The organism is Micromonospora krabiensis, from assembly GCF_900091425.1.
GTDB lineage: Bacteria > Actinomycetota > Actinomycetes > Mycobacteriales > Micromonosporaceae > Micromonospora > Micromonospora krabiensis.
Window position 1 is genome coordinate 1,670,907 of the sequence record NZ_LT598496.1, and the last position, 23,907, is coordinate 1,694,813.

A 23,907-nucleotide genomic window follows, 5' to 3' on the forward strand; every position below is an offset into this window, starting at 1 on the left:
TCACGGCCGTACCTCCTTCGGCAGGGTGAAAACCACGTCCTCCACGGCAGCGGTGTGCTCGCTCACCTCCCTCGCCCCGAGCGCGGTGAGGGCGGCGACGACCTCGTCGACCAGCCCGGGCGGCGCGGAGGCGCCGGCGGTCACGCCCACCGTCGCGGCGCCGGCGAGCCAGCGCAGGTCGATGCCGCTCACGTCGTCCACCAGGTGGGCGCGGGCCCCGGCACGCTCGGCCACCTCCACCAGGCGGAGCGAGTTCGAGGAGTTCGGGGAGCCGACGACCAGCACCAGGTCGGCCCGCGCGGCCACGGCGGTGATGGCCCGCTGGCGATTGGTGGTGGCGTAGCAGATGTCGTCCGACCCCGGCCCGGCCAGCGCCGGGAAGCGCCGGCGCAGGGCGTCCAGGATCCCCGCCGCCTCGTCCACCGCCAGGGTCGTCTGCACCAGGTAGGACACCCGCTCCGGGTCGGCGACCTGCACCGTCTCGGCCGCGGCGGGGTCGGACACCAGCCGGATCCGTCCCGGCGCCTCGCCCAACGTGCCCTCGGTCTCCTCGTGGCCCTCGTGCCCGATCAGCAGCACCGTGTCCCCGCGGCCGCTGAACCGGCGGGCCTCCGCGTGCACCTTCGTCACCAGCGGGCAGGTGGCGTCGATGACCGGCAGCCGCCGGTCGGTGGCCTCCCGGCGTACGGCGGGAGAGACGCCGTGCGCGGAGAAGATGGTCAGCGCGCCGTCCGGCACCTCGTCGAGTTCGTCCACGAAGACGGCCCCGCGGGCCTGCAGGTCCGCCACCACCCGGGCGTTGTGCACGATCTGCTTGCGGACGTAGACGGGTGCACCGTGCCGGTCCAGCGCCTGCTCCACCACCGCGATGGCCCGCTCCACACCCGCGCAGAAGGAGCGCGGCGAGGCGAGCAGCACCTGACGGACGGCGGAGGCCGCCTCGGCCCACTCGGTGAGGGCGGCCGCCACCACCGGCAGCACCCGCAGCGCGGCGCGGACCCGGGCGAGGGTCGCGGGCCGGTACAGCGAGCCGGCCGCCGTGTCGGCGACCACCCGGACACACGCGGTGGGCCGGTCCGCGCAGCCGGCGAGCAGCCAGGCCGACTCTTGGTCGGCCACGAGCGCGCCGTCGGCGGCCAGCCGGTCCCGGGCGACGCCGTCGACCAGCCGGTCGGTGCTCACCACCGGACCGACGTGGACCCGCAGGCCGCGACGGCGCAGCGCGGCCGCGAGCAGGGCGGCGTCCGGCATGCGGATCTCACCGGCCGGGGCGTCCGGGGCCGACGGGTCGGCGCGCACCACGCTCGCCACCACGACGTCCCCGGTGGCCAGCCCGGGCGCGAGCCCACCGCCGATGCCGGCCACCACGACCGGACCGCTCCCGGCCGGGCGGCGGGCGGCGGCCGAGCGGGCACGGCGGGGCCCGATGCCGGTACGGCACAGCGTCAGCCGTCCGTACGGGTCGGTCCCGCCCAGCCCGCGCCGCAGCGCCGACATCTCCGGCCGCATCGGCGCGTAGAGCGTCCACGCCTCGACGGCGTCCGGCACGGCGGGCCGGATCACCGGGTCACCGTGGCCGACACCTGGGGCACGGTGGCCTCGACGGCGCTGTCTCGCGCGCCGAGGATCCGGCCGAGCGCGCTGACCGGGAAGACCAGCCGGTAGAGCCCGTAGTTGATGTAGAAGTCGCCGGGGAAGCCGGTGCCGGTGAACTGCGGCTCGTCCCATCCGCCGTCCGGCCGCTGGGTGTCGACCAGCCAGCGCACGGCCCGGCCGGCCGCCTCGCCGTCGCCGTGCCCGGCGGCGTGCAGCGCGAGCAGCGCCCAGGCGGTCTGCGAGGCGGTCGACTCGCCCCGGCCGATCCACGACGGGTCCTGGTAGGAGCGCAGGTCCTCGCCCCAACCGCCGTCGGCGTTCTGGTGCGTCAGCAGCCACTCCACGGCCCGCCGGATCGACGGGTGGTCCGGTCGTACGCCCGCGGCCACCAGCGCCGGCACGACCGCGCCGGTGCCGTACACGTGGTTGGCGCCCCACCGGCCGAACCAGGAGCCGTCCGGCTCCTGGGCGCGCAGCAGCCAGTGCACGCCGCGGCGCACCGGCACGGTCCCGCCGAAGTTCTCCGCGACCAGCGCCTCGACGACGTGGGCGGTCACGTCGGCGCTGGGCGGGTCGATGACCTCGCCGAAGTCGCAGAACGGCAGGTCGCCGAGGATGGCGCGGGTGTTGTCGGCGTCGAACGCGGCCCAACCGCCGTCGCGGCACTGCATGCCGAGCAGCCAGCGGGTGGCCCGCAGCACCGGCGCCTCCACCGGTACGCCGGTGCGCCGCAACGCCATGACGACCTCGGCGGTGTCGTCGGTGTCGGCGTACCCGTCGTTGTCGAACTCGAAGGCCCAGCCACCCGCCGGGGTCGTCGGCCGCCGCACGGCCCAGTCGCCACGGACACGGATCTCCTCGTCGCGCAGCCACGTGCCGGCCCGTTCCAGGGCGGGGTGGCCGGCGGGCAGCCCGGCGTCGGAGAGCGCGATGACGGCGAGGGCGGTGTCCCACACCGGGGACTGGCACGCCTCCAGCCGCCGGACCGTGCCCTGCGGTGTCTCCTCCCGCACGGTGAACCGTTCCAGGCCGGCCAGGCCGGCACGCAGCACCGGATGGTCCAGCGGGTAGCCGAGCAGGCGCAGCGCCATGATCGAGTACACCCACGGCGGCTGGATCCCGCCCCAGGAGCCGTCGGCCTCCTGCCGGGCCACGATCCACTCGGCGGCGCGGCGCAGGGCGTGCCGGCGGACCGGCCCGCGGGCGATCCGCTCGTAGCCACTGGCCAGCCGATCCAGCCGGTACAGCAGACCCGGACGGCTGCCCAGCCGCGGCGGCCGGGTCCGCGGGACCGGCGTCCGCAGCTCGTCGATCGGGAAACCGAGCGGACGGACGGGGCGCAGCGCGCGCACGATCGACAGCGGGACGATGGTCTGCCGCGCCCAGCAGGCGAAGTCGTAGACGTTGAAGGGCATCCACGACGGGAACAGCACCAGCTCCGGCGGCACGGCGGGCAGCCGCGACCACGGCCACTCGCCGAACATGGCCAGCCAGAACCGGGTGAACACCCGACTGCGGGCGAGCCCGCCGTGGGCGCGGACGAACGCGGCGGCGGCCGCCATGTGCGGCGCGTCCAGCTCGTCGCCGGCCAGCCGCAGCGCCAGGTACGCCTCGATGGTGGTGGAGAGGTCGCCCGGCCCGCCGTGGAAGGTGGCCCACGAGCCGTCCGCGCGCTGCTGGGAGCGGATCCAGCGGGCGGTCTCCTCGGTCTGCTCGGCGGTGCGGATGCCGAGGAACTGCCGCAGCATCAGGTCCTCGGCGTCCATGGTCACGTTGGTGGCCAGCTCGCCCTTCCACCAACCGGCCTCGTCCTGCAGGTCGAGCAGGTGGTCCCGGGCGCGCCGCAGGGCGGCCCAGGAGGCGTCGGCCGCGGGCGTGCCGGCGGCCCGGTCCGCGCCGGTGGGCGTGGTGGTCTGGGAGGACAGCAGCTCGGTCATCAGTGGTCCCGCCCGGTGATGAAGTCGGCCACGTCGGAGAGTTCGCCGCGCACGTCGTCCGGCAGGTCCAGCGCGTCCAGCTCGGCCCGCGCCCGCTCGGTCTCCTGCCAGGCGCGCTGGGACGTCCACTCGCGGGCCCCGGTCGCCTCGACCAGTCCGCTGGCGCGCACCACGTCCTCGTCGGTGAGCGGGGCCGGTGAGCGGTAGAGCTCGGCCAGGGCCGCGGCGGCGGCGTCGCCCTCGGCGAGGGCCCGGACGACGGGGATGCTGCGCTTGCGGGCCCGCAGGTCCGACCCGACCGGCTTGCCGGTGCGCCGCGGGTCGCCCCAGATGCCGAGCACGTCGTCGACGAGTTGGAAGGCCAGCCCCAGGTGGAAGCCGAACCGGGACAGCCCGTCGACCAGGGCGGTGGGCGCACCGCAGAGCAGCGCCCCCAGCGCGCACGAGCCGGCCAGCAGGGCGGCGGTCTTGTCACCGACCATGGTGAGGCACTCGTCGAGGGTGACGTCGTCGCGCCGTTCGAAGCTCAGGTCGGCCATCTGCCCGGCCATCAACGCCCGTACGTCCCGGGCGAGCCGCTGGGTTGCCGCGCCGCCGCCGGGCGCCTCGATGAGCGCCTCGTACGCGAGCCCGATGAGGGCGTCGCCGGCGAGGATGGCCGGTCCGACGCCGAACACCGTCCACGCGGTGGGCCGGTGCCGACGCTCGGTGTCGCCGTCCATCACGTCGTCGTGCAGCAGCGAGAAGTTGTGCGCCAGCTCGACCGCCGCGGCGGCGGGCACCCCGTGCGCGGGCGCGGCACCCGCGGCGCGGGCCGACAGCAGCGCCAGGGCGGGGCGCAGACCCTTGCCCTGGCTGGCGGCGGGCGTCCCGTCGGCGTCCCAGTAGCCGAGCTGGTAGCCCGCGACCAGCCGGTTCCCCGCGTCCAGACGGTCCAGCAACGCCCGGATGGCCGGCTCGACGTACGTCTGGATCTGGTCGCTGCTGCGGCTGCGTACAACGGTCATCGTGCGGCCTCCGTGTGGTGTCGGGGCCGGGACACGAGTTGCCGGGCGAGGATGTCGGCGGCCTGCCGGCCGCTGCGCACCGCGCCCTCCATCGTGTCCGGCCATCCGGTGTCGGTCCAAGCGCCGGCCAGTACCAGCCCGGGCAGGCGAGTGGTCGGAGCCGGCCGGTACGCCCGGGTGCCGGGAGCCTGCCGGAAGGTCGCCCGGGGTTCCCGGCTCACGAACGCGTCGCGTACCGGGGTGTGCCGGGCGGCCGGGAACAGCTCGGCGAGCGCCCGGCGCTGGGTGTCCACCAGTTCGGCGGCCGGGCGGTCGATCTCGGCGTCGGCGGCCGACAGCGACACCACGAGGTGCTGCTCGTCGCCGGCGTCCGGCGCCGACCGGTCGAAGATCCACTGTGCCGGGGACTCCACGGCGGCGGCCATGGTGAGGCGGGTGACCCGGCGGGCGTAGCGCAGGTGCACGTTGACGATCGGCGCGGCCCCGAGCCGGTGCCACTCGCCTGCGTCGGGCGCGGCGGCCGGTGGGACCAGGGTGGCCGCGACGTGGTGCGGCACGGCCAGTACGACCGCGTCGGCGGCGATCTCGCCACCGTCCACGGCGACGCGGTACCCGGTGGCCTCGGGGTGGATGCCACGCACCCGGGTACGCAGGTGGACCCGGGCCCCGAGCCGGTCCAGGACCCGCCGGGCGGCCACGGCGTGCAGGTCCACCAGGGGCACCAGGGGACGGCCGATGTCGCCGGCGTCGGCGGATTCGAGGAGGCCGGTGCGGAAGACCCGGGCGGCCAGCGCCAGGGACGCCCGCGAACTGGGCAGGTTCAGCGCCGCCACGGTGATCAGGTCCCAGAGCCGGTGCTGCGCACGCCGGCTCTGCCCGTGCGCGGTGAGCCAGTCGCCGAAGGCGAGTTGATCGGTGGGCGGCGCGTCCGGGTCGACGTGCCGCAGGGCGGCGCAGGCGCGGGCGGCGGCGAACCGCTCGACGGGGTTGAGCAGCCGGTAACCGGCCAACGCGGGCAGCAGGTGGGCCGGGGCGGGCAGCCGGCGGCGGGCGAGCAGGTGCGGTGGCCGTCCGGGCAACAGCACCGGCACCGCGAACCGGGGCTGGAGGTCCGTCCCGGCGGTGGTGCCGAGCCGGTCGAGCAGCCCCCGGTACGCCTGGTAGCAGCGCAGGAAGACGTGCTGGCCGGTGTCCACGGTCAGCCCGTCACGGCGGAACGAGTAGGTGGCGCCGCCCAGTTCCGGCCGGCTCTCCAGCAGCGTCACCGGGTGGCCGAGGTCGGCGAGGCGGATCGCCGCGGTGATGCCGGCCAGGCCGCCGCCGATCACGCAGATACCGCCGCCGCGCGGCGTCCCGATGGGCCCGGTCATGCGGAACGTCCGACGAGTGCGCGCGCGGCGACCCAGGCCTTCTCCCGGCCGGGCAGGGACACGCGGCTGCGGGTGACGGCGAGGGGGTCGGCCGCGATCCGGGTCAGCAGGCGACGGTAGATGCCGGCCATGGCGGCCGTGCAGGCGGCGCTGCGGCGGTCCAGCAGCGGCAGCAGCCGCAGGCCGGTGTCGTACCAGCGGGCCGCCCGGGCGGCCTCGAAGCGGATCAGCTCGCGCAGCCGGTCGGGTGGGTCGGTGAAGCCGGCGCCGCCCAGCTCCAGCGTGCACCCGAACCGGGCCAGGTCGTCGGCCGGCAGGTAGACCCGCCCGTCGGCGCGGTCCTCGACGAGGTCGCGCAGGATGTTGGTCAGTTGCAGCGCCACGCCGAGCGCGTCGGCGAGGGGGGCCGCCGTGGCGGGGTCGGCGGAGCCGAAGACGCCGAGGGAGAGCCGGCCGATGGAGCCGGCGACGCAGCGGCAGTACCAGTGCAGGTCGTCGAAGGTGGCGTAGTGCCGGCCGGTGACGTCGGCCGCGCAGCCGTCGATCAGTTCGTCGAAGGCGTCCAGCGGGATGGGCATCCGAGTCGCCGCGTGCCCGAGGGCGGTGAGGACCGGGTCGCCGCCGCTCTCGGCGGGCAGCCGGTGCAGCGCCGCGCGGGTCTCGTCCAGCCGGATGAGCTTCTCCGTCGCCGGCAGGTCCCCGTCGCCGATGTCGTCGACGCGCCGCGCCGCCGCGTAGATGGCCGAGAGGGCGCGGCGCTTGGGGCCGGGCAGCAGCCGGATGCCGTACGCGAAGTTGGCGGCCTGGCTGCGGGTGATGTCCTCGCACCGGCGGTAGGCGGCCTCGACGCCGACGGTCGCGGTCATCCGGCGCTCCGCACGGTCGCGGACGCGAGGCGGCGCAGCATCCGACCACGGCGTGGGCGGACGGTCCACCGCAGCGGGTCGTGGTCGACCTCGGCCAGCGCGTCCAGGGTGGCCCGGCCACCGGCGAGGTAGCCGCCGACCGCCAGGCGCGCCCAGCCGTGCAGCGCCGAGACGAGCGGGGCGCCCGCGTCCAGCCAGGCGCGGGCGCGTTCCGCCTCGAACGCGACGAGTTCCCGAAGGGCCCGGCTGGCGGCCGGTCGGGACAGCTCGTCCTCGCCGACCCCGAAGCGCTCCAGGTCCTCCGCCGGTAGGTAGATCCGGCCCCGCCGGTGGTCCTCGGCGACGTCCTGAAGGTGTTCGACGAGTTGCAGCGCCGTGCAGATCCGGTCGGAGAGTTCCCGGCGGGCCTGGCCGACCTGCCCGAACACGTGTAGCACCAGTTCCCCGACGGGGTTGGCGGACAGGGTGCAGTAGTCGACCAGCTGCGCGAAGGTCTCGTAGCGGGTGACGCGCTGATCGACCCGGTTGGCCTCGACGAGTCGGACCAGCGCGTCGAGGGGCAGGTCGCAGTCGGCCACCGTGGACGCGAGGGCGCGGACCACCGGGTGGCTCACCGTGCGGCCCGCGTACAGCGCGCGCAGCTCCGCCTCGACGCGGTTGAGCTCGGCGAGGCGGTCGACGCCGGGTGCCAGCGGTTCGTCGCCGACGTCGTCGACGTGGCGGGCGTACCCGTAGATGGCGACGAGGTGACGGCGGTGCCGGCGGGGCAGCACGCGCAGCGCGACGGGGAAGTTCTCCTGCGCCCGGGCCTGGGCGAGCCGGTGCACGGCGGGGACGACCGTCTGCTGGCTCATCCCTGGTCTCCTTCCTCTCGGGCGCGTGGTCGACGGCGGTGGCTCATCCGGGCAGCGCGGTCAGCGACTGCGGTGTCCGGGTCCGCGCCCGCACGGCGAGGTCGGCCGGGAGGGTGGACACCTGGTGCAGGACCGCGTCGCAGATGCCGGGCGGGTCGAGCCCGTGCTCGGCGAGCAGACCGCCCCGTTCGCCGTGGGTGATGAACGACGTCGGCAGACCCAGCACGCGCACCGGCGTGCCGACCGCCTCGTCGGCGAGCGCCAGCGCGATGGCGCTGCCCGCTCCCCCGTCCCGGATGCCGTCCTCGACGGTCACGACGAGGGCGTGGTCGGCGGCCAGGCCGGCGAGCGTCGGGTTGACCGGTCGGACCCAGCGTGGGTCCACGACCGTGCACTCGACACCGGCCTCGGCGAGCAGGTCCGCGGCGCGCAGCGCGGCCGCGGCCATCGCGCCGACCGCGACCACGAGGACCGGGGCGCCCGCGGCCGTGCGCAGGACGTCGATCCCGCCGGTCCGGTAGAGCGCGGGAAGGTCGTCGCCGACGCGGGCCTTGGGGAATCGCAGGACGGTCGGGCCGTCCTGGTGGGCGACGGCCTCCCGCAGCTCCTCACGCAGGGTCGTCTCGTCGCGGGGCGCGGCGACGCGCAGGCCGGGCACCGCGCCCAGCAGGGCCAGGTCCCACATGCCGTGGTGGCTCGGGCCGTCCGGTCCGGTGATCCCGGCGCGGTCCAGCACCAGCGTGACCGGTAACCGGTGCAGCGCCACGTCGAGGAGCACTTGGTCGACCGCCCGGTTGAGGAAGGTGGCGTACACCGCGACCACCGGGTGCTTGCCGCCCATGGCGAGCCCGGCCGCCGAGGTGACGGCGTGCTGTTCGGCGATCCCGACGTCGATGGTCCGTTCGGGGTAACGCGCGCCGAACGCGGTGAGGCCGGTGGGGCCGAGCATGGCCGCCGACACCGCCACCAGGTCGGAACAGTCGCCGCCGAGGGCGACCAGTTCGTCGGAGAAGGCGTCCGTCCAGGTCCGGCCCGGCGTGGTGGTCGGCTGCCCGGTGCCCGGGTCGACCACGCCCACGGCGTGCAGCCGGTCGGCCTCGTCGGTCTCGCTGGGCGGGTGGCCGTACCCCTTGCGGGTGACGCAGTGGACGACCACGGACCGATCGGAGTCGCGGGCGGCGCGCAGGGCCGCCTCGATCCCGGTGACGTCGTGGCCGTCAACCGGGCCGAGGTAGCCCAGCCCGAGGGTCTCGAAGATGGTCGGCGCGTCGGTCGCCGGTCCGTCGGGGGCGTCCGCGGCCCGCCGGGCGGCGAGGTGCGCGGACAGGCCGCCGACGGTCGGGGCGTACGACCGGCCGTTGTCGTTGAGGACGATCACCACGCGGCCCGGGGAGGTGGCGAGGTTGTTCAGCGCCTCCCAGGCGAGCCCGCCGGTGAGGGCGCCGTCCCCGATGACCGCCACCACGGTGCGGCGCGTGCCGTCCAGGGCGTCGGCGCGGGAGAGCCCGTCGGCGTAGGAGAGCGCGGTCGACGCGTGGGAGTTCTCCACCAGGTCGTGCGGGGACTCGACCCGGCGGGGGTAACCGGACAGCCCACCTCGGCCGCGGAGCCCGGAGAAGCGGTCCCGGCGGCCGGTGAGCAGCTTGTGCACGTACGCCTGGTGCCCGGTGTCGAAGACGATCCGGTCGTGCGGGGAGCGGAACACCCGGTGCAGCGCGAGGGTCAGCTCGACCATGCCGAGGTTGGGCCCGAGGTGCCCGCCCCGCCGGCAGACCGCGTCCACGAGGAACGCCCGGATCTCGGTCGCGAGCGCCGGGAGTTGGTCGCCGGTGAGCCGGTTGAGGTCTGCGGGCTGGTTGACATCGTCAAGCAGGGACATCATCTCTCCGTCCGGGCACGCGCGACTCCGCGGCGACAACCGTCTCGATCGCCGGCCGGCGGGGTGGCCGCCGGCGGGGTCGTGCTGCGACGCTCGGGCCAACCGCACGCTGCGGAGGCGGTGGCCCGCGCCGAGTGCTACGGGTAGGGCCGGGGACAACGGGCCGCTTGGAACCTGCGCAAAATCACCTTAACCCTACTGATCTCTCCTACCGCCTGAAATCGGTTCGAATGCCTCGACCCAGGGGTGGGAGGGCGGCGCGGCTCACCCGTCGAGCGCGCGCGTGACCACGGTGACGTCGTCGCCGCCGAGCCCCTGGCCCACCGCCCGCCGCCACCGCTCGGCCAGGCTGGCGGCCACCGCGAACCGGTCGGCCTCGACCTCCCGCAGGGCCAGGTCCACGTCCTTGAGCGCGAGGTTCAGCGGGTACTGCGGGGAGTAGTCGTCGCGGCCGATCCGCTCCAGCTTCTCCGCCGCCCACGGCGAGACCAGGGGGCCGCCCTGCAACGCGCCGATCACCGTGGCCCGGTCCAGACCCAGCGCCCGACCGAGCGCGAGCGCCTCGGCGATGCCCTCGGCGAGGAAGGCGAGCAGCAGGTTGTTGGCGAGCTTCAGCCGGGACCCGGCGCCGACCGGTCCGGCCCAGACCGTACGCTGCCCGACCGCGTCGAACACCGGGGCGATCCGCTCGCGGACCTCCGGCGGGCCGGAGGCGAGGACGAGCAGTTTCCCCTGCTCGGCCGGCCCCCGACTGCCGGCCACCGGCGCGTCCAGCAGGACGACGCCGGGCCGCCGCTCGGCGACCAGTCGGGCGACCCGCTCGGTGCCGTCGACGCCGATCGTGCTCATCTGGGCCCAGATCGCACCGTCCGGTACGGCCGCCAGCATCCCCTGCTCGTCCGCGATCGACAGCACCGCGTCCGCGTCGGTCACCATGGTGATCACGACGTCCGCGCCGTCCACCGCGTCCGCCGGGCTGTCGGCGACCCGCGCGCCCTGCTCACCGAGCCGCCTCGCCCGCTCCGGGCGCCGGTTCCATACGGCCGTGGGCAGGCCGGCCCGGAGGATGTTCACGGCCATCGGTTCGCCCATGCCACCCAGTCCGAGTACGGCGACCCGCTGCGTGCCAGCCATGCGCACCTCCTCCTTTCCCGGCAGCGTAAGGGCCGGACGGGTCCGCGATGGCGGGAACGGCGAGGCCGTGGGTACGCGTGCTCAGGCGCCCGTTGGCGGGCCCCCGCTAGCTTCGGCCGCATGGCATCCACCTCCGACCGCCGTCGCGCCTCTCCCCTGGGCCAGGCCGCCGGCGCCCTCGTCGTCGCGCTGCTCTCGGCGACCTCCTGGTACGCGTGGCTGGGCTGGGACACCGGCTACCGGGTGGACCCGGTGACCGGGGCGACGAGCGGCCCCTATGAGGTGTGGCAGGTCGTCGGCTGCGCGCTGACGCTGCTGGTGGTGCTCGTCGGCGCACTGCTGGCCGGCGTCCGGCCGGTGCTCGCGTCGGCCGCGTTGACCCTCGCGTTCACGGCCGCCTGGACCGCGGCCGCGGCGTCCCGCGACGACTCCGGCCTGTACGCGGTCGGCGCCGTGCTGCTGCTCGTCGGGCTGGCCGTGGGCACCGCCGTCGTGGCGGCCGTCGTGCGCGCCGTACGACCCGGCCGGTAGCGGGACCGCCGACCGCGGCGGCCGGGACCCTCGCCCCGGCCCTCCGCCTCGCCCGAGGGCCATAGGATCGACGGGGGTCACTCGATGACGACGGCGGAGGGTGGGTGGGGCGGATGGAGTCGCAGCAGCGGGCCGCGATGTTCGCGCGGGCACGCGAGTTGTCGACACGACAGCAGAGCTGGCCGCAGGCCGACCGGCTGTGGGGTGAGGTGGTCGACGCCTACCGGAGCGCGGTGCGCGGCCCCGGCCCGGTCGACCGCCGCGACCAACAGCAGCTGGCCCGCGCCCTGTGGCGGCGCGGCATGCTGTCGTCGGCGCGGGGGCGCCCCGCCGAGGGGCTGGCCCTCGGCCGCGAGGCGGTGGACCTCTTCGCCCGGGTCAACGAGGCGGTGACGGCCGAGGACCGGAACGCGACCGGCCCACGCCGCGACGAGGCCCTCGCCGAGCTGATCACCGCGATGGTCGACGCGGGAGAGGCCGCCTTCGCGGCCGGAGAGCCGACCGCGCGCCTCGACCTGTTGCAGCAGGCGGTCGCGACCGGGTTACGGTCGGCGGGGCCGCCACCGGGTGCCGGGCCGAAGACCCGGGAGGCCATGGGCACCGCCTACCACAACCAGGCGACCGCGTTGCTGCACCGGGCGATCACCGGCGCCTCCGGCGACGACGACGCCCGGGAGGCGGCGCTGGCGGCCTCCCGGGCCAGCGAGCTGCGTCAGGGGCTCGCCGACCCCGCCCGGCCGCTCAGCGTGTGGGAGCTGGCCAACACCTACGCGGTGTACGCGCAGTGCCTCGCGGTGATCCACGACCTCGTACGCGCCCGGATGGTGCTGACGATCGGTGAAGGGCTGGCCGGCAACCTCGGCCCGGCCGGCGCGCCGATCCTGGCGAAGCTGCGGGTCGCGGCCCGGATGATCGCGGTGGAGGAGGCGTCGGGCCGGGGCGGCGCCGCGACCGAGGGCCGCGGGCGCCGCTGGGGCTGGCGTCGGTAGCTGATCGCGCGCCGACGGCGCCCTCCCGCCACCCCGCCCGCGCCGCGCCGGTGGCCGACGGCGGCTGTCAGTGCCCGCGGTAGAGCGCGTCGATGTCGGCCGCGTAGCGCTCCTGGACGACCTCCCGCTTGATCTTCAACGTCGGGGTGAGCTCGCCGCCCTCCTCGGTCAGGTCGACGGGCAGGATGTCGAACGTCTTCACCCGCTCCGCGTGCGACACGGTCGCGTTCGCGCGGTCGATCGCCGTCTGGATCTCGTCGCGCAGCTGCGGGCTGCCCCGCAACCGGGCGACCGGCTCCGCGGGCAGGCCGTGCGCCGCCCGCCACCGTGGCCACGCCTGCTCGTCGACCGTGACCAGGGCCGCGACGTACGGGCGGCGGTCACCGACCAGCATGGCCTGGCTGACCAGCGGATGCTCGCGGATCTTCTCCTCGATCGGTCCCGGCGCGAGGGTCTGCCCCGCCGCCGTCACCATGACCTCCTTCTTCCGGCCGGTGATGCGCAGGTACCCGTCGTCGTCGACCCTGCCCAGGTCACCGGTGCGCAGCCAGCCGTCGCCGGTGAACGCCTCCCCGGTCGCCTCGGGGTTGTTCCAGTAGCCGGAAAACACGACAGGCCCGCGGGCGAGGACCTCCCCGTCGTCGGCGACACGGATCTGGACGTTGGCGAGCGGCCGCCCGGCGGTGCCGATCCGCGTCGCCGATCGCGTGTTCGCGGTCAGCGCCGGTGACGTCTCGGTCAGCCCGTACCCCTCCAGCACGGTCAGACCCGCGCCCCGGAAGAAGTGCCCCAACCGCTCCCCCAGCGGCGCTCCCCCGACGACGGCCGTCCGGCAGCGACCGCCGAAGGCTGCCCGCACCTTCCGGTACACCAGGAGCTCACACAACGCGTGCGCCGGTCGCAGCAGCGGCCCCGGCCCGTGGCGCCGGTCCAGGGCCCGGCTGTAGCCGATGGCCACCCGCTCGGCGACGCGGAACAGCCAGGCGCGGTGGGCGTCGTCGGCCCGCCGCCGCGCCCTGTCGTGCGCCTTCTCGAACATCCGGGGTACGGCGAGCAGGAACGTCGGACGGAACGTCCGCAGCTGCTCCGGCACGGCGGCCATGTCGGGCCCGTGCACCAGGGTCGCCCGTCGGTAGACCATGCCGACCTGGATGAGCCGCGCGAACGCGTGGGCCAGCGGCAGGAACAGCACCGTCGACGCGCCCGGACGCAGCAGGTCCCCCAGCGCGGCGGTGGCGCCACTGACGTCGCAGAAGAGGCTGCGGTGGGTGAGGACGCAGCCCTTCGGCCGGCCCGTGGTGCCACTGGTGTAGACGATCGTGGCCATGTCGTCGCCGGTCACCGCCCGCCGCCGCGCGTCGACCCGCGCGTCGTCCACCGCGCGACCGCGCCCGGCCAACGCGATCAGGTCGCCGCCGTCGATCTGCCACACCTCGCGGAGCGCGGACAGCTGCGGGCGTACGCCGGCCAGCTTGGCCGCGTCCTCGGCGGTCTCCACGACGCAGCCCACCGCACCCGAGTCGCCCAGGACCCACTGCATCTGCTCGGCGCTGGACGTGTCGTACACGGGCACGGTGACCGCGCCGATCGCCCACAGCGCGAAGTCGACGAGGGTCCACTCGTAGCGGGTGCGGCTCACCAGGCCGACGCGGTCGCCGCGCTCCACGCCGGCGGCGAGGAAGCCTCTCGCCAGGGTGAGCACGTCGTCGCGGAACTGCCGGCAGGTCACCCGAGCCGGGCCGGCCTGCCGGGTCCGGGGCGCCGGCCACGAGCGGGGAACCGGATCAGGACGGAGGAACTGCACGACGTCGGGGTCGGTGCGGGCGTTGTCCCACACCATGTCGGCCAGGCCCACCGCCCGCCCGGCGGCGACCGCCGGCTGGTCGATCGCCACGTCCTGTCTGTCCACGCTCCGCTCTCCCGTTGTCGACCCGAGGCCGGTTGGGGGGCGGCTGTCGCGGCCCATCATGACGCACTCTTCACCGCGACCCGCGGTGAACGGCGGAAGTGCCACCTCGCCCGCGCCGGACGCCCACGCGAGCCGGCCCCCGCCGCGGGGCACCCACGCGAGCCGGCCTCCGCCGCCGACGCGCGGCGACCGTCTCCGCCCTTACCCGACGGTAGGTTCGGGTCCAGCCGACACGCCGCCGGCCCGGCCGGAACCGGGTCCGCTGAGGATAGGGTCGGTGATCGTGCGGACGAAGCAGGACCTGGGTGCGGCCATCAAACGCCACCGACGGGCCGCGCTGGTCGTCAACGCCCACTCCCGCTGGGGCCGCCACCTCTACGAGCGGGCCTGCTCGCTGCTGGTCGCGGCCGGCTTCGACCTGATCGGCCGCTACCCCGTGGAGCAGCCGGCCGAGCTGGAGTCCGTCCTCGCCGCCGCCGCCGACCTCGGGCCGGACCTGCTCGTCGCCGGCGGCGGAGACGGCACCCTCAGCGCCGCGGCCCGCCTGCTGGCCCACCGCGACATCGCACTCGGGCTGCTACCGCTGGGCACCACCAACAACTTCGCCCGCACCGTCGGCGTCCCGTTGGACCTGGCGGACGCGGTCGCCGTCCTGAGCGACGGCAAAGTGGTCGACGTCGACCTGGGGTTGGCCGGCGACATCCCGTTCACCAACCACGTCGGCGTCGGCCTCTCCGCCGACATCATGCTCCGGACGCCGCCACGACTGAAGCGCGTCACCGGCCGGGGCGCGTACCCGCTGACCGCGCTGGCGCTGCTGGCCCGGCAACGCCCGCTGCGCGCCACGATCCGCACCGGCGGGGCCGAGCACACGTTCGTCACCCACCAGCTGTACGTGGCCAACGGCGGCTTCCACGCCGGACGCCCGATCACCGCCGACGCCGACGCGGACGACCGGCTGCTGGTGGCGTACCCGGTGGGCGGCCCCACCCGGCGCGGCCTGCTGCGCGACACGTTGCGCAACGCGACCAGCGGCCATCGGCGCACCCTGCGCGAGGAGCCGTTCATCGCCGTCGGTGAGCTGTGGTTGGAGACCGACCAGCCCGCCCGCGTGGAGGTCGACGGCGAGTTGCGTGGCCGCACGCCGCTGCGGATCGGGTTGGCCGCGAACGCGTTGCGGGTGATGGCACCGGCCGACACGATCGACCGTTAGGTCGGTTCAGCCTCCCGTCGTGGTGGGCACGGGCAGTCCCAGGTAGGTGAGCGGCCCGGGGTCGGCGACGGCGAGCGGCCGGAAGCCGAGCCGGTCGTAGAAGCGCCGGGCCCGGTGGTTGGCGGTGACCATCGCGACGTGCAGTCCGGCGGCTCCGGTCCGGCCGAGCGCGGTGAGGAACGTGTCGATCAGCGCCCGGCCGTGCCCGGACCGCCGGTAGCCGGGCAGCAGGTCGATGTGCAGGTGCGCCGGGTGGTCGGTGAGCTCCGGCAGCACCATGCGCTCGGGCGTGTGCAGCAGGTGCGCCATCACCTCGTCCGGGGTCGTCGGCTCGGTCTGGGGCGCCGGATGGCGTCCGGCCACGAGCGGCAGCCACTCGGTGCGGAACCGGGCGGCGAACGTGGCGGTGTCCGCGGTGCCGAGGACGTAGCCGACCGCGCGGCCGTCGTCGTCCAGCACGAACGCCAGGTCGGGGTCCAGAAACGTGTAGGGGTGGGCGAAGATGGCCGGCAGGATGCCCGGGTCCCGGTAGGAGGAGGACGCGTCCTCGCCCGCGTCCGCCGTACGGATGCAGATGTCGTGGACGGCGTCGTGGTCGGCGGGCCGGTAGGGGCGGATGGGCACGCTGCCTCCGGGGTCGTCGTGCGGGGTGGGTGCGCGCGGGCGGCCGGAACCGCCGCGACGAGCATGTCATGTGCCTGACCGTGTCGGCCTGGCGCCTGTGCGACGATCGTCGGGCGCCCGTGCCGATCGGCCGTCACGCCGGTCCACCCGCCGCACCGGGCAGGTTGGCGGGACAGCACCACCGGATCCCCTTGGAGAGCAGCATGTCCCCCTCCCCGGCCCGCGTCTTCGCCGAGCTGAACGCGGTGCGACCGTCCGACCAGGCGTCCCGGGTCCTCGGCAAGGCCGTCGTGCTCGGCGGCAGCATCGCCGGCCTGCTGGCGGCCCGGGTGCTGTCCGACCACGCCGAGACGGTCGTCGTCGTCGACCGGGAGGAGCCGCCGCCGAGCGGCCCGCGGCCCGGCGTGCCGCAGGGCACGCAGCTGCACGCGCTGCTGCCGGGCGGCTGCCTCCAGTTGGAGCTGCTGTTCCCCGGCTTCCGGGACGAAGCGCTGGCCCAGGGCGCGATCGCCAGCCCGCCCGAGAGCCGGCGCAACTACCTGGACGGGCGGCGCAAGGTCGTCGTCCCCGACGACGCCGACACCCTCGTGGGGACCCGCCCCCTGCTGGAGGCGGTGATCCGCCAGCGGGTGCGCCAACTGCCCAACGTCAAGACGCTCACCGCCCGCGCCACGGGGCTCGTGATCGAGGGCGACGTGGTGACCGGTGTCCGCTGCGACGTCGGCGGGATGTCCGGCGTGGAGAGCGCCGATCTCCTGGTCGACGCGATGGGGCGGTCGAGCCGGCTGTCCGAGTGGCTGGAGCAGGCCGGCTGGGACCGGCCACCGATGCGACGGATGACGGTCGACCTCAACTACGCGACCGCGCTGTTCCGACGGCACGAGGTGGAGCCGGACCCGGCCCTCGTCCTCGCACTGCACAGCCCGAGCACGTCGTCCGACGTGGCGGGCGCCGCGTTCTTCGCCGTCGAGGACGGTCGGTGGATGGCCATGATGGCCGGTTACGCGGCCAACCGGCCCGGGCGCACGGCGGAGGACTTCGTACGCCGGCTGCGGGAGCAGTTCCCACCGGAGTTCGGCGCTCTCGCCGACAACGAGATGGTCGGTGACGTCCAGACCTACCGGCACGCCGACAGCCGGCGGCGCGACTACCACGCGCTGACGCGGTTCCCCGCCGGGCTGCTGAGTGTCGGCGACGCGGTGGCGTCGTTCAATCCCGTCTACGGGCAGGGCATCACCGCGGCCGCCCTGCACGCGGCATGCCTGACCACCTACCTGCGGTCCGGGCCCGACCTACGGCGGCCCGCGCGGAGGTTCTTCGACCTGCAGAAGGTCGTGGTCGACGCCGCCTGGTCGATCTCCACCTCGGCCGACCTGGCGTTGCCGCACGTCGCCGGCCCGTACCCTCGCGGACACCGGTTCTCGCGCTGGGTCGGCAACCAGATCGTGGGGGCCACGGTCACGGACGTGCCGACCGCACGCGTGTTCAACCAGGTCGTGTCCATGCGGTCGCATCCCGACACGCTCGCCCGGCCGGGCGTGATCCTGCGCGCCCTGCGGGCCAACCGACGGGGCCACTGACCGTCCCGACTTCGTCCAAAAGCGACGCGACCGTTTCCGGACAGCTGTCGTAATGTCGCCATGCGCCGGCGCATTGTTCCTTACATCGATGTGTACTACTGTTTCAACCGGCCAGAGCAGGCCCGGCGAACAAATCGCCGGAAGAATATCCGTTACGAACATCTCGACCGGCAGGTCGCCCGGGGGCGGGTCGACGGTGGCTGCGGGGCGCGCGGCACGGACCAGCCGACCAGGCAAGTCGGCTTCCGAGGCCGCAACCCGACCCGGCCCAGGCGACCCCCTGCGGATGAACTAAACGGTCAAGCCAACACGAAGCCTCCACAATGCCGACACACTCCGCAGATGATAAATCACATTATTGATGTCTATGGGCAAGCATTCTTAACCACGCTGATATAGAGCGCCATTAGGGTCGTGCCGCCGATTGATCCGGCGACACAGCAACCTCCCGGAACGGGTGGGGAACCGGAAGAGGTGGGGGATGCGGGGGATCCCGGTCGCATCGTTGATCATCGGCATCGCGTCGTCACCGGCGGAACGCAGACAGCTGGCCCAACTGCTCGGCGGGACGGAGGCGTTCCTGATCGTCTCCAGCGTCGACCAGGCGCGGGAGTTCCTCGGTGTCACCGGTTCGACGGCATCCACTGCCGAACCAGCGCCCGTCTCCCCCGATTCGACGCCGGCGGCGGCGCTGTCGGCGGCACCCGTGCCTGCGGCGGCACTGTCGGCGGGGCCCGCGCCGGCAACGCACGCCTCGGGGGTACCCGTCTCGGGCGCTTCCGTGTCGGCGGCACCCGTGTCGGGAGCGCTCATGTCGGGAGCGCCGGTCTCGGCGGCGCCCGAGGCTGCGGCGCCCTTCGCGACTTCGGCGGGGTCGGCGGCGCCCGCGGGTGCGGCGCCCTTCGCGGTCTCGGCGGGGTCGGCGGTCTCGGCGGGTTCGCCGCCTCTCCCGGCCGCGCCGGTGGCGGTGTCGTCGGCCGTCGGGCCCTCGGCTCGCCTCGGAGCACCGCCCGTCGGGCCGTCCTCGGCCGGGGCGAGCGTGCCCGGCGGGGCGAGCGCGCCGGCCACCGCGGGAGCGGGACCCGCTCCCACGGCGGCAGGGTCGCCCTTACCGTGGCCGTCAGGCACGTCGGAGGCCCCGCCCGCCCCGCGGACGGCGGCATGGGGGATGTCGACCCCGTCGGGTCAGCCGGAACGCGCTCCCGACGGCGGAGCGCCGCCGTCCGCCGTCGTGGATTCGTCGCCGGTCACCGCCGTGGTGGTCGACACCGCTGACCGGGCGGACGCCGCGTCGCCGTCCGGCCTGCGCGTCGACTCGGACCGGCGGGTCCTGCGCTGGCGCGACCAGGAGATCGAGCTGACCCGGCTGGAGCACGACCTCCTGCTCTGCCTCGTGGGCGCGCCAGGGCGGGTGTGGACCTACGAGCGGCTGCACCAGACCGTCTGGGGCAACGAGCACCTGGGCCGGGGCTCCGACATGCACTCCGTCGTACGGCGGGTCCGCCGCAAGCTCGTCGAACTCGGCGCCTCGGCGACGATCCACGCCGTCCGCGGCGTGGGGTTCCGCCTGGCCCCGGCCTGACCCACCCTGCCCTGCCCTGCCCCCCTGCCCTGCCCTGCCCTGCCCTGCCCTGCCCTGCCCTGCCCTGCCCTGCCCTGCCCTGCCCTGCCCTGCCGGCGATCTTGCAGTTTCCGCCCCCGATCTGCACCTTTTGCCGGCTACCTGAGGGCAGAAAATGCAAGATCGACGGGGCGGGGGGCGGGGGGCGACGGGGGCGGCGGACAGACGGGGTCGGCCCGCTCGGTGTGACCGAGCGGGCCGAACCTGTTCAGTTGTGGTCAGGCGTCAGCAACGGATGGGGGACAACGCGAAGTCCTCCACCGTCGGTGCGCTGGTGTTGATCTTCGTCTGGCGCGTCTGGGGCTTCCAGCCGTCCTTAGCGACGATCATGGTCAGCGGGTTGTTCCGGCGGTCCATCCAGTAGGCGTACTTGCCCTGGGCGTCCGTGGCGAACGTGAACGACTGCGCCCACGAGTCGACCTGGACGACCGCGCCGGGCAGCGGAGCCCCGACGCCCTGGCAGTTCGTGCCGGTGACCGTACCCATGAGCTTGCCCCAGGTCTTCGGAGGCGTCACGGTCATCGTCACGGTCACGGGCGCCACCGTGTACGGGGTGTTCTCCTTGATCGTGACCCCGCCGGTGTACGTGCCCGGCTGGTCGACGTTCGCCGTCATCCCGACGGTGACCGTGACCTTCTGGCCCGGGGCCAGCGTGGCCGAGGTCTTGTCGATCGTCAGCCAGCTGACGTCGGCGGCCTCCTCGGCGCACTCCTCGAAGCCCGGCAGCACCTCGCTGTCCGGCATGGCGCTGAAGCTGCCGGAGGAGCCGCCCACCTTGTAGAAGCCGCACGCCGCACCACCGCGGTAGCGCGCCGTGTTGGCGTTCGGCAGGTTCGACCACGACTCGGTCGCCGGGTCGTACGCGAAGCCGGCGTTGGTGATGGCCCCACCCTGCGAGCCACCGACCACGAGGAGCTTGCCGTTCGCCACCGCGAACGAGCTGGCCCAGTTGTCGGCCGGCGCGTCGGCGATCGGCGTCCAGGTGTCGGCGTCGGGGTCGTAGGCGTAGCTGGCCTTCTGCGAGGCGGAACCGTCGTTGCCGCCGGTGCAGTAGATCATGCCGTCGATCCCACCGCAGGACGGGAAGGCCACCGACTTGGGGTAGTCGGCCACAGCCTCCCAGGTGTCGCTTGCCGCGTCGTACCGGACCACGTCGTTCGACATGGGGGTACAGGCCGAGGTGGTGCAGCCACCGATGGCGTACAGCTTGCCGTCGACGACCGCCTGACCGGCCGCGGAGCGCGGCGCCGGGTTGTCGGCCACCTCGGTCCAGGCGTTGGCCCCCGGGTCGTACGACCAGGTGGTGCCGTCCGGGCCCTCCTCGGCCCAGCCACCGCTGGCGATGATCTTCCCGCCGAGGACGCCGACGGTCATCGCGTTACGGGCGCCGGGCAGATCGGCGATCGCCGTCCAGGTCTGGGCGATCGGGTCGTAGACGTAGTTCTTCGTCGTGGACGCGCTGCCGTTGCCGCCGGCGATCGAGTAGACCTTGCCGTCGAGGTTGACCACCCGGTTGTCCATCACGTTCGCCGGGTAGTCGGCGATGTCGGTCCACGGCGCGGCCTGCGGGCCGGGCGCGGGCGGCATCGCCGTCGGCGACCGGTCCGAGGCCTTCTTGGCAAACGAGGCCGGTACATTGAGCCGCTGCTCGGGTGCGCCGGTGGAGCCGAGCACCTGCTGCTTGGTCAGCGTGGACCCGTCGGCGCGGAGCAGCTCGAACCCGCCGTCGCTCTCACCGAACTCGACCTCGACCGGCGCCTCGCCGGTGTTGGTCACCGTGAAGGTCTTGCTGACCTTGCCGGTGGGCATCTGGACCGTCCCGCTCAGCGCGGTCGGCGCAACCGCCAGTTGACCGGCCTTGAGCTGGAAGTTCGCGGCAGTCGCCCAGTCGGCCTCGACGTCGACGTTCTTGCTCAGGCTGACGTAGTTGCCGGCCGTCGCGGTGAACTTGTGCGTGCCGGTGATCGAGGAGAACATCCAGTAGAAGCCGTCGGCGAGCCCGGTGTCGTCCGGGGTCGCGACGGTCGTGGCCTTCTCCGCCGGCTTGTCGACACTGGTGACGGTGGCGCCGTTGACGTAACCGTCGGTGTTGCGGTCCCGGACGTGCCCAAGCACCAGGCCGCCGTCGACCGGCACGCAGGTGACCTGGCTGCCGATCAGGACGTTGTCGACCTCCCACCACCAGTCGTACGAGCCGTTGTAGTAGTGGAACCGCACCTGGACCTGCGCCTTGCCGCCGGCCTGCGGGATCGGGACCTCCGTCACCCGCGGCCCGGGGACGTCGTTCACCTGCCGCAGCACGTTGGTCCAGGTCGCGCCGCCGTCGACGCTCAGGTCCACGTCGGCGGTCTCGCCGCCCAGCCAGTTGAAGTCCTGGTTGAACCGGATCACCGGAGCCGCGACGGCGGTCAGGTCGACGACCGGGCTGACCAGCGAGGTGTCCTGCGTGTTGCCGGCACCGTAGGCGTCACTGTCGATCACCGCGAAGTTGCCGGTGCCACCGGTCAGGTTGCCCCGGTTGCCGTCGTCGGTGAACTTCCAGACCTGGCCGTTGCCCTTGTTGTCCACGACCGACCAGCCGGCGGGCGTGGTGGTGCCGTCGAAGGTCTCGAACTCACCGTCGGACCCGTAGGTGTAGCCCGGCGCCGTGGTGCAGGCGTCGGTCTTCACCGGCACGGCGACGTTGGCGGTGACGTTGCCCGCCGCGACGACGACCTCCTTGGTCACCGTCTGGTAGCCCGGGTACTGCGGCTCGACCCGCAGCCGGTAGGTCGCCCCGGCCGGGAGGCTGAGGCTGTAGCGGCCGTTGGTGGGCGTCGTGTAGTCCGAGACACCGGACGCGCCCTCGACGACCACCTTCGCGTACAGCGGCCAGCCGTGGCCGGAGCCGTCGGTGACGGCGCCGCTGACGGTGACGCTCGGCACGGCGCTCAGCGCGACGTTGAGCGTGGTGGTGGCGCTCTTGGTGACCGTCGCCGGCGTCGTCTTGCTCTGGTAGCCGAACGCCGACACGGCGACCTGGTAGTCGCCGGCCGGGAGCAGCGCGGAGTAGGTCCCGTCCGTCCCGGTGGTGAACTGGCGGTCGGCCGCGCCGGTGATGGCGACGGTGGCGCCCGCGATCGGGGAGCCGCTGGCCGCGTCGGTGACGGTGCCGGCGAGGGTGCCGGTGTCGCCGATCGGGGCGGCGTTGATCAGTGCGAGGGCGTCGAGGCGACCCTCGCCCCAGACGTTGTTGTCGTCGGTGGTGCCGCCGCACTGGCTGTCGGCGGTGTCGATCGCCGCGTTGTCCAGCAGGGCCCGGGTGGCGTTGACGTCACCGAGCAGCGCCGGCGCCGCCGACCACAGCAGCGCGATCGCGCCGGCGAGGTGCGGTGCCGCCATGGAGGTGCCGCTGATGCTGCCGTAGCCGTTGCCCGGGATGCTCGACCGGACGTTCACGCCGGGGGCCGAGATGTTGGGCTTGATCTGGCCGTTCTGCCCGGGGCCCCGGGCGGAGAAGCCGGCGATGTTGTTGTTGATGTCGTACGCGCCGGCCGAGTAGTTGCTCTCCAGGCTGCCCGGGGAGCCGCTCGACTGGCAGCCGGGGCCGCTGTTGCCGTTGGAGAAGACGCCGAAGATGCCCGAGGCGGTCCAGGCCAGCGTCACGTCCTCCATGAACGGGTCGTTGGACGGCAGGCGGGTGCCCCACGAGTTGTTGATGATGTTCGGCCGCTTGCTGGCGTCCGGGTTCTGACCGTTGAGGTCGGTGGGCTCCAGCATCCACTGACCGGAGTTGATCAGCGCCGCGTCGCTCGGGCAGCAGCCGTTCGCCGCGATCCACCGGACGCCGGGCGCCACACCGATCTGGTTCGCCCCGTCGGCGCCGGCCATGGTGCCCATGGTGTGGGTGCCGTGGCCGTCACCGTCGCAGGGGGTCGCGCAGGTGCCGGCGGCGTTGAACCAGTTGTAGTTGTGGTCGAACGTGCCGTCGCCGTTGTTGCCGCGGTAGGAGTTCACCAATGCGGGGTGGTCGAACTGGACCCCCGTGTCGATGTTCGCGATGGTGATGCCCTCGCCCTGGACGGCGTACTGGGACCACACGTCGTCGGCGTTGATGTTGGCGATGCCCCACTCCAGGGCGTTCACCGTCTTCTCGTCGGTGCCCTTGGTGGTCTTGGGGATCTCGTACGCGACCGGGGCGTAGAGGCCCTCGACCTCAGCGCGGGCGGCGAGGTTCTGCACCATCGCCAGCGAGCCGTCGCTGACCCGGATGGCGTTGCTGGCCCAGAAGGTCTGGTACTTCGCCCCACTGCTGTCGAGCTCGGCGCGGACCTTGGCCTGGCTCTCGGCGGCGGTCTTCTTCAGGGCGGCCGCGACCGCGGTGCCCCGCTCGTTCCAGTCCTTGATCGCGCTCGCCTTGCTCAGGTCCGCCCGGTCCTTGAACCGGATCCAGAAGTCGCCCTCGGTCTTGCCCTGGAGCTGCTTGGTGAGCTCCGGGCGGATCTTGTCAGCGGGGGACGGCGCGCTCGCGCCGAGCCCGCCCGTTCCGGCCTGCGCGCCCGTGCCGGTCGCGGCCAGCGCGGTGGCGACGAGGACCGTCGCCGCGCCCGCACTCACCAACGACCTGGCGACGCGCCTCCAATGTGGACGTCTGAACATTCGGTGCTGCCTCCTTCAGAACGACCCAGGGGGTGAAATGGGCCATGGTGAAGGTGCAAAGGGACCCCTCCCGTGTGGATGAACCGGTACGGAACGAACCCCTCCAACGCCCCTCCATGCACCGCGCGGGTCACGCCGGTTGCCCGAGTGGACACTATG

At 74.1% G+C, this 23,907-nt stretch carries 17 protein-coding genes; 5 read left to right on the forward strand and 12 right to left on the reverse strand.

What is annotated here, in order from left to right; all coding sequences use genetic code 11:
* The 8 genes from ispH to GA0070620_RS07455 form a co-directional block, all read right to left on the reverse strand.
* Positions 1–1,563, reverse strand: coding sequence for a 4-hydroxy-3-methylbut-2-enyl diphosphate reductase (ispH, locus tag GA0070620_RS34130; RefSeq protein WP_231922276.1), 1,563 nt, complete (start codon positions 1,561–1,563; stop codon positions 1–3).
* The gene (gene shc / locus GA0070620_RS07425; protein ID WP_091589164.1) at positions 1,560–3,533 is read right to left on the reverse strand and encodes a squalene--hopene cyclase; all 1,974 of its coding nucleotides are present in this window, start codon (positions 3,531–3,533) and stop codon (positions 1,560–1,562) included. The genes ispH and shc overlap by 4 nt, the downstream gene beginning before the upstream one ends.
* Positions 3,533–4,540, reverse strand: coding sequence for a polyprenyl synthetase family protein (locus GA0070620_RS07430; protein WP_091589165.1), 1,008 nt, complete (start codon positions 4,538–4,540; stop codon positions 3,533–3,535). Before GA0070620_RS07430 ends, shc begins: the two co-directional genes overlap by 1 nt.
* Complete coding sequence (gene hpnE, locus GA0070620_RS07435) at positions 4,537–5,910, reverse strand: hydroxysqualene dehydroxylase HpnE (RefSeq protein ID WP_091589166.1); 1,374 nt, start codon at positions 5,908–5,910, stop codon at positions 4,537–4,539. The genes GA0070620_RS07430 and hpnE overlap by 4 nt, the downstream gene beginning before the upstream one ends.
* The gene (hpnD, locus tag GA0070620_RS07440) at positions 5,907–6,776 is read right to left on the reverse strand and encodes a presqualene diphosphate synthase HpnD (RefSeq protein ID WP_091589167.1); all 870 of its coding nucleotides are present in this window, start codon (positions 6,774–6,776) and stop codon (positions 5,907–5,909) included. The genes hpnE and hpnD overlap by 4 nt, the downstream gene beginning before the upstream one ends.
* Positions 6,773–7,630: a squalene synthase HpnC gene (gene hpnC / locus GA0070620_RS07445; protein ID WP_091589168.1), complete on the reverse strand. Its 858-nt coding sequence runs from the start codon at positions 7,628–7,630 to the stop codon at positions 6,773–6,775. The genes hpnD and hpnC overlap by 4 nt, the downstream gene beginning before the upstream one ends.
* Before the next feature lie 43 nt (positions 7,631–7,673).
* Positions 7,674–9,509 carry a 1-deoxy-D-xylulose-5-phosphate synthase gene (locus GA0070620_RS07450; protein WP_172836397.1) on the reverse strand — a complete coding sequence of 612 codons (1,836 nt, stop codon included), beginning with the start codon at positions 9,507–9,509 and terminating at the stop codon, positions 7,674–7,676.
* 264 nt (positions 9,510–9,773) lie between these two features.
* A complete protein-coding gene (locus GA0070620_RS07455) occupies positions 9,774–10,643 on the reverse strand; it encodes an NAD(P)-dependent oxidoreductase (protein WP_091589170.1) in 870 nt (289 codons plus the stop codon).
* 120 nt (positions 10,644–10,763) lie between these two features.
* On the opposite strand from GA0070620_RS07455, the gene GA0070620_RS07460 reads away from it, so the two are divergent.
* Together GA0070620_RS07460 and GA0070620_RS07465 are read left to right on the forward strand one after the other, a co-directional pair.
* Positions 10,764–11,174, forward strand: a complete 411-nt coding sequence (locus GA0070620_RS07460; protein ID WP_091589171.1) for a hypothetical protein — start codon at positions 10,764–10,766, stop codon at positions 11,172–11,174.
* A 113-nt stretch (positions 11,175–11,287) separates the two neighbouring features.
* Positions 11,288–12,163 carry a hypothetical protein gene (locus tag GA0070620_RS07465; protein WP_091589172.1) on the forward strand — a complete coding sequence of 292 codons (876 nt, stop codon included), beginning with the start codon at positions 11,288–11,290 and terminating at the stop codon, positions 12,161–12,163.
* 67 nt (positions 12,164–12,230) lie between these two features.
* On the opposite strand, the gene GA0070620_RS07470 is transcribed toward GA0070620_RS07465, so the two are convergent.
* On the reverse strand, positions 12,231–14,132 hold the full coding sequence (locus tag GA0070620_RS07470; protein WP_377520422.1) for an AMP-dependent synthetase/ligase: 1,902 nt from the start codon (positions 14,130–14,132) through the stop codon (positions 12,231–12,233).
* A 223-nt stretch (positions 14,133–14,355) separates the two neighbouring features.
* Here GA0070620_RS07470 and GA0070620_RS07475 point away from each other — a divergent pair, with 223 nt between their 5' ends.
* On the forward strand, positions 14,356–15,285 hold the full coding sequence (locus GA0070620_RS07475) for a diacylglycerol/lipid kinase family protein (protein ID WP_091598286.1): 930 nt from the start codon (positions 14,356–14,358) through the stop codon (positions 15,283–15,285).
* Positions 15,286–15,291: 6 nt separating this feature from the next.
* Here GA0070620_RS07475 and GA0070620_RS07480 read toward each other — a convergent pair whose 3' ends face one another.
* Complete coding sequence (locus tag GA0070620_RS07480; RefSeq protein ID WP_231922278.1) at positions 15,292–15,909, reverse strand: GNAT family N-acetyltransferase; 618 nt, start codon at positions 15,907–15,909, stop codon at positions 15,292–15,294.
* 203 nt (positions 15,910–16,112) lie between these two features.
* Here GA0070620_RS07480 and GA0070620_RS07485 point away from each other — a divergent pair, with 203 nt between their 5' ends.
* Positions 16,113–17,489, forward strand: coding sequence for an FAD-dependent oxidoreductase (locus GA0070620_RS07485; RefSeq protein ID WP_091598292.1), 1,377 nt, complete (start codon positions 16,113–16,115; stop codon positions 17,487–17,489).
* Positions 17,490–17,870: 381 nt separating this feature from the next.
* Here GA0070620_RS07485 and GA0070620_RS32905 read toward each other — a convergent pair whose 3' ends face one another.
* Positions 17,871–18,557, reverse strand: a complete 687-nt coding sequence (locus tag GA0070620_RS32905) for a hypothetical protein (protein WP_172836398.1) — start codon at positions 18,555–18,557, stop codon at positions 17,871–17,873.
* Positions 18,558–18,720: 163 nt separating this feature from the next.
* On the opposite strand from GA0070620_RS32905, the gene GA0070620_RS07495 reads away from it, so the two are divergent.
* Positions 18,721–19,071, forward strand: a complete 351-nt coding sequence (locus GA0070620_RS07495; RefSeq protein WP_231922279.1) for a winged helix-turn-helix domain-containing protein — start codon at positions 18,721–18,723, stop codon at positions 19,069–19,071.
* 264 nt (positions 19,072–19,335) lie between these two features.
* Here the strand turns inward: GA0070620_RS07495 and GA0070620_RS07500 are convergent, their stop codons facing one another.
* Positions 19,336–23,706: a S8 family serine peptidase gene (locus GA0070620_RS07500; protein ID WP_231922280.1), complete on the reverse strand. Its 4,371-nt coding sequence runs from the start codon at positions 23,704–23,706 to the stop codon at positions 19,336–19,338.
* Positions 23,707–23,907: the final 201 nt, after the last annotated feature.

Excerpts from the sequence above, each read along its gene's own strand:
- GA0070620_RS07430 (WP_091589165.1), bottom strand. The coding sequence starts at position 4,540 with ATGACCGTTGTACGCAGCCGCAGCAGCGACCAGATCCAGACGTACGTC.
- GA0070620_RS07485 (WP_091598292.1), top strand. The coding sequence starts at position 16,113 with ATGTCCCCCTCCCCGGCCCGCGTCTTCGCCGAGCTGAACGCGGTGCGA.
- hpnE (WP_091589166.1), bottom strand. The coding sequence starts at position 5,910 with ATGACCGGGCCCATCGGGACGCCGCGCGGCGGCGGTATCTGCGTGATC.
- GA0070620_RS07470 (WP_377520422.1), bottom strand. The coding sequence starts at position 14,132 with ATGATGGGCCGCGACAGCCGCCCCCCAACCGGCCTCGGGTCGACAACG.
- GA0070620_RS07450 (WP_172836397.1), bottom strand. The coding sequence starts at position 9,509 with ATGTCCCTGCTTGACGATGTCAACCAGCCCGCAGACCTCAACCGGCTC.
- hpnD (WP_091589167.1), bottom strand. The coding sequence starts at position 6,776 with ATGACCGCGACCGTCGGCGTCGAGGCCGCCTACCGCCGGTGCGAGGAC.
- GA0070620_RS07460 (WP_091589171.1), top strand. The coding sequence starts at position 10,764 with ATGGCATCCACCTCCGACCGCCGTCGCGCCTCTCCCCTGGGCCAGGCC.
- GA0070620_RS07455 (WP_091589170.1), bottom strand. The coding sequence starts at position 10,643 with ATGGCTGGCACGCAGCGGGTCGCCGTACTCGGACTGGGTGGCATGGGC.
- hpnC (WP_091589168.1), bottom strand. The coding sequence starts at position 7,630 with ATGAGCCAGCAGACGGTCGTCCCCGCCGTGCACCGGCTCGCCCAGGCC.
- shc (WP_091589164.1), bottom strand. The coding sequence starts at position 3,533 with ATGACCGAGCTGCTGTCCTCCCAGACCACCACGCCCACCGGCGCGGAC.
- GA0070620_RS07465 (WP_091589172.1), top strand. The coding sequence starts at position 11,288 with ATGGAGTCGCAGCAGCGGGCCGCGATGTTCGCGCGGGCACGCGAGTTG.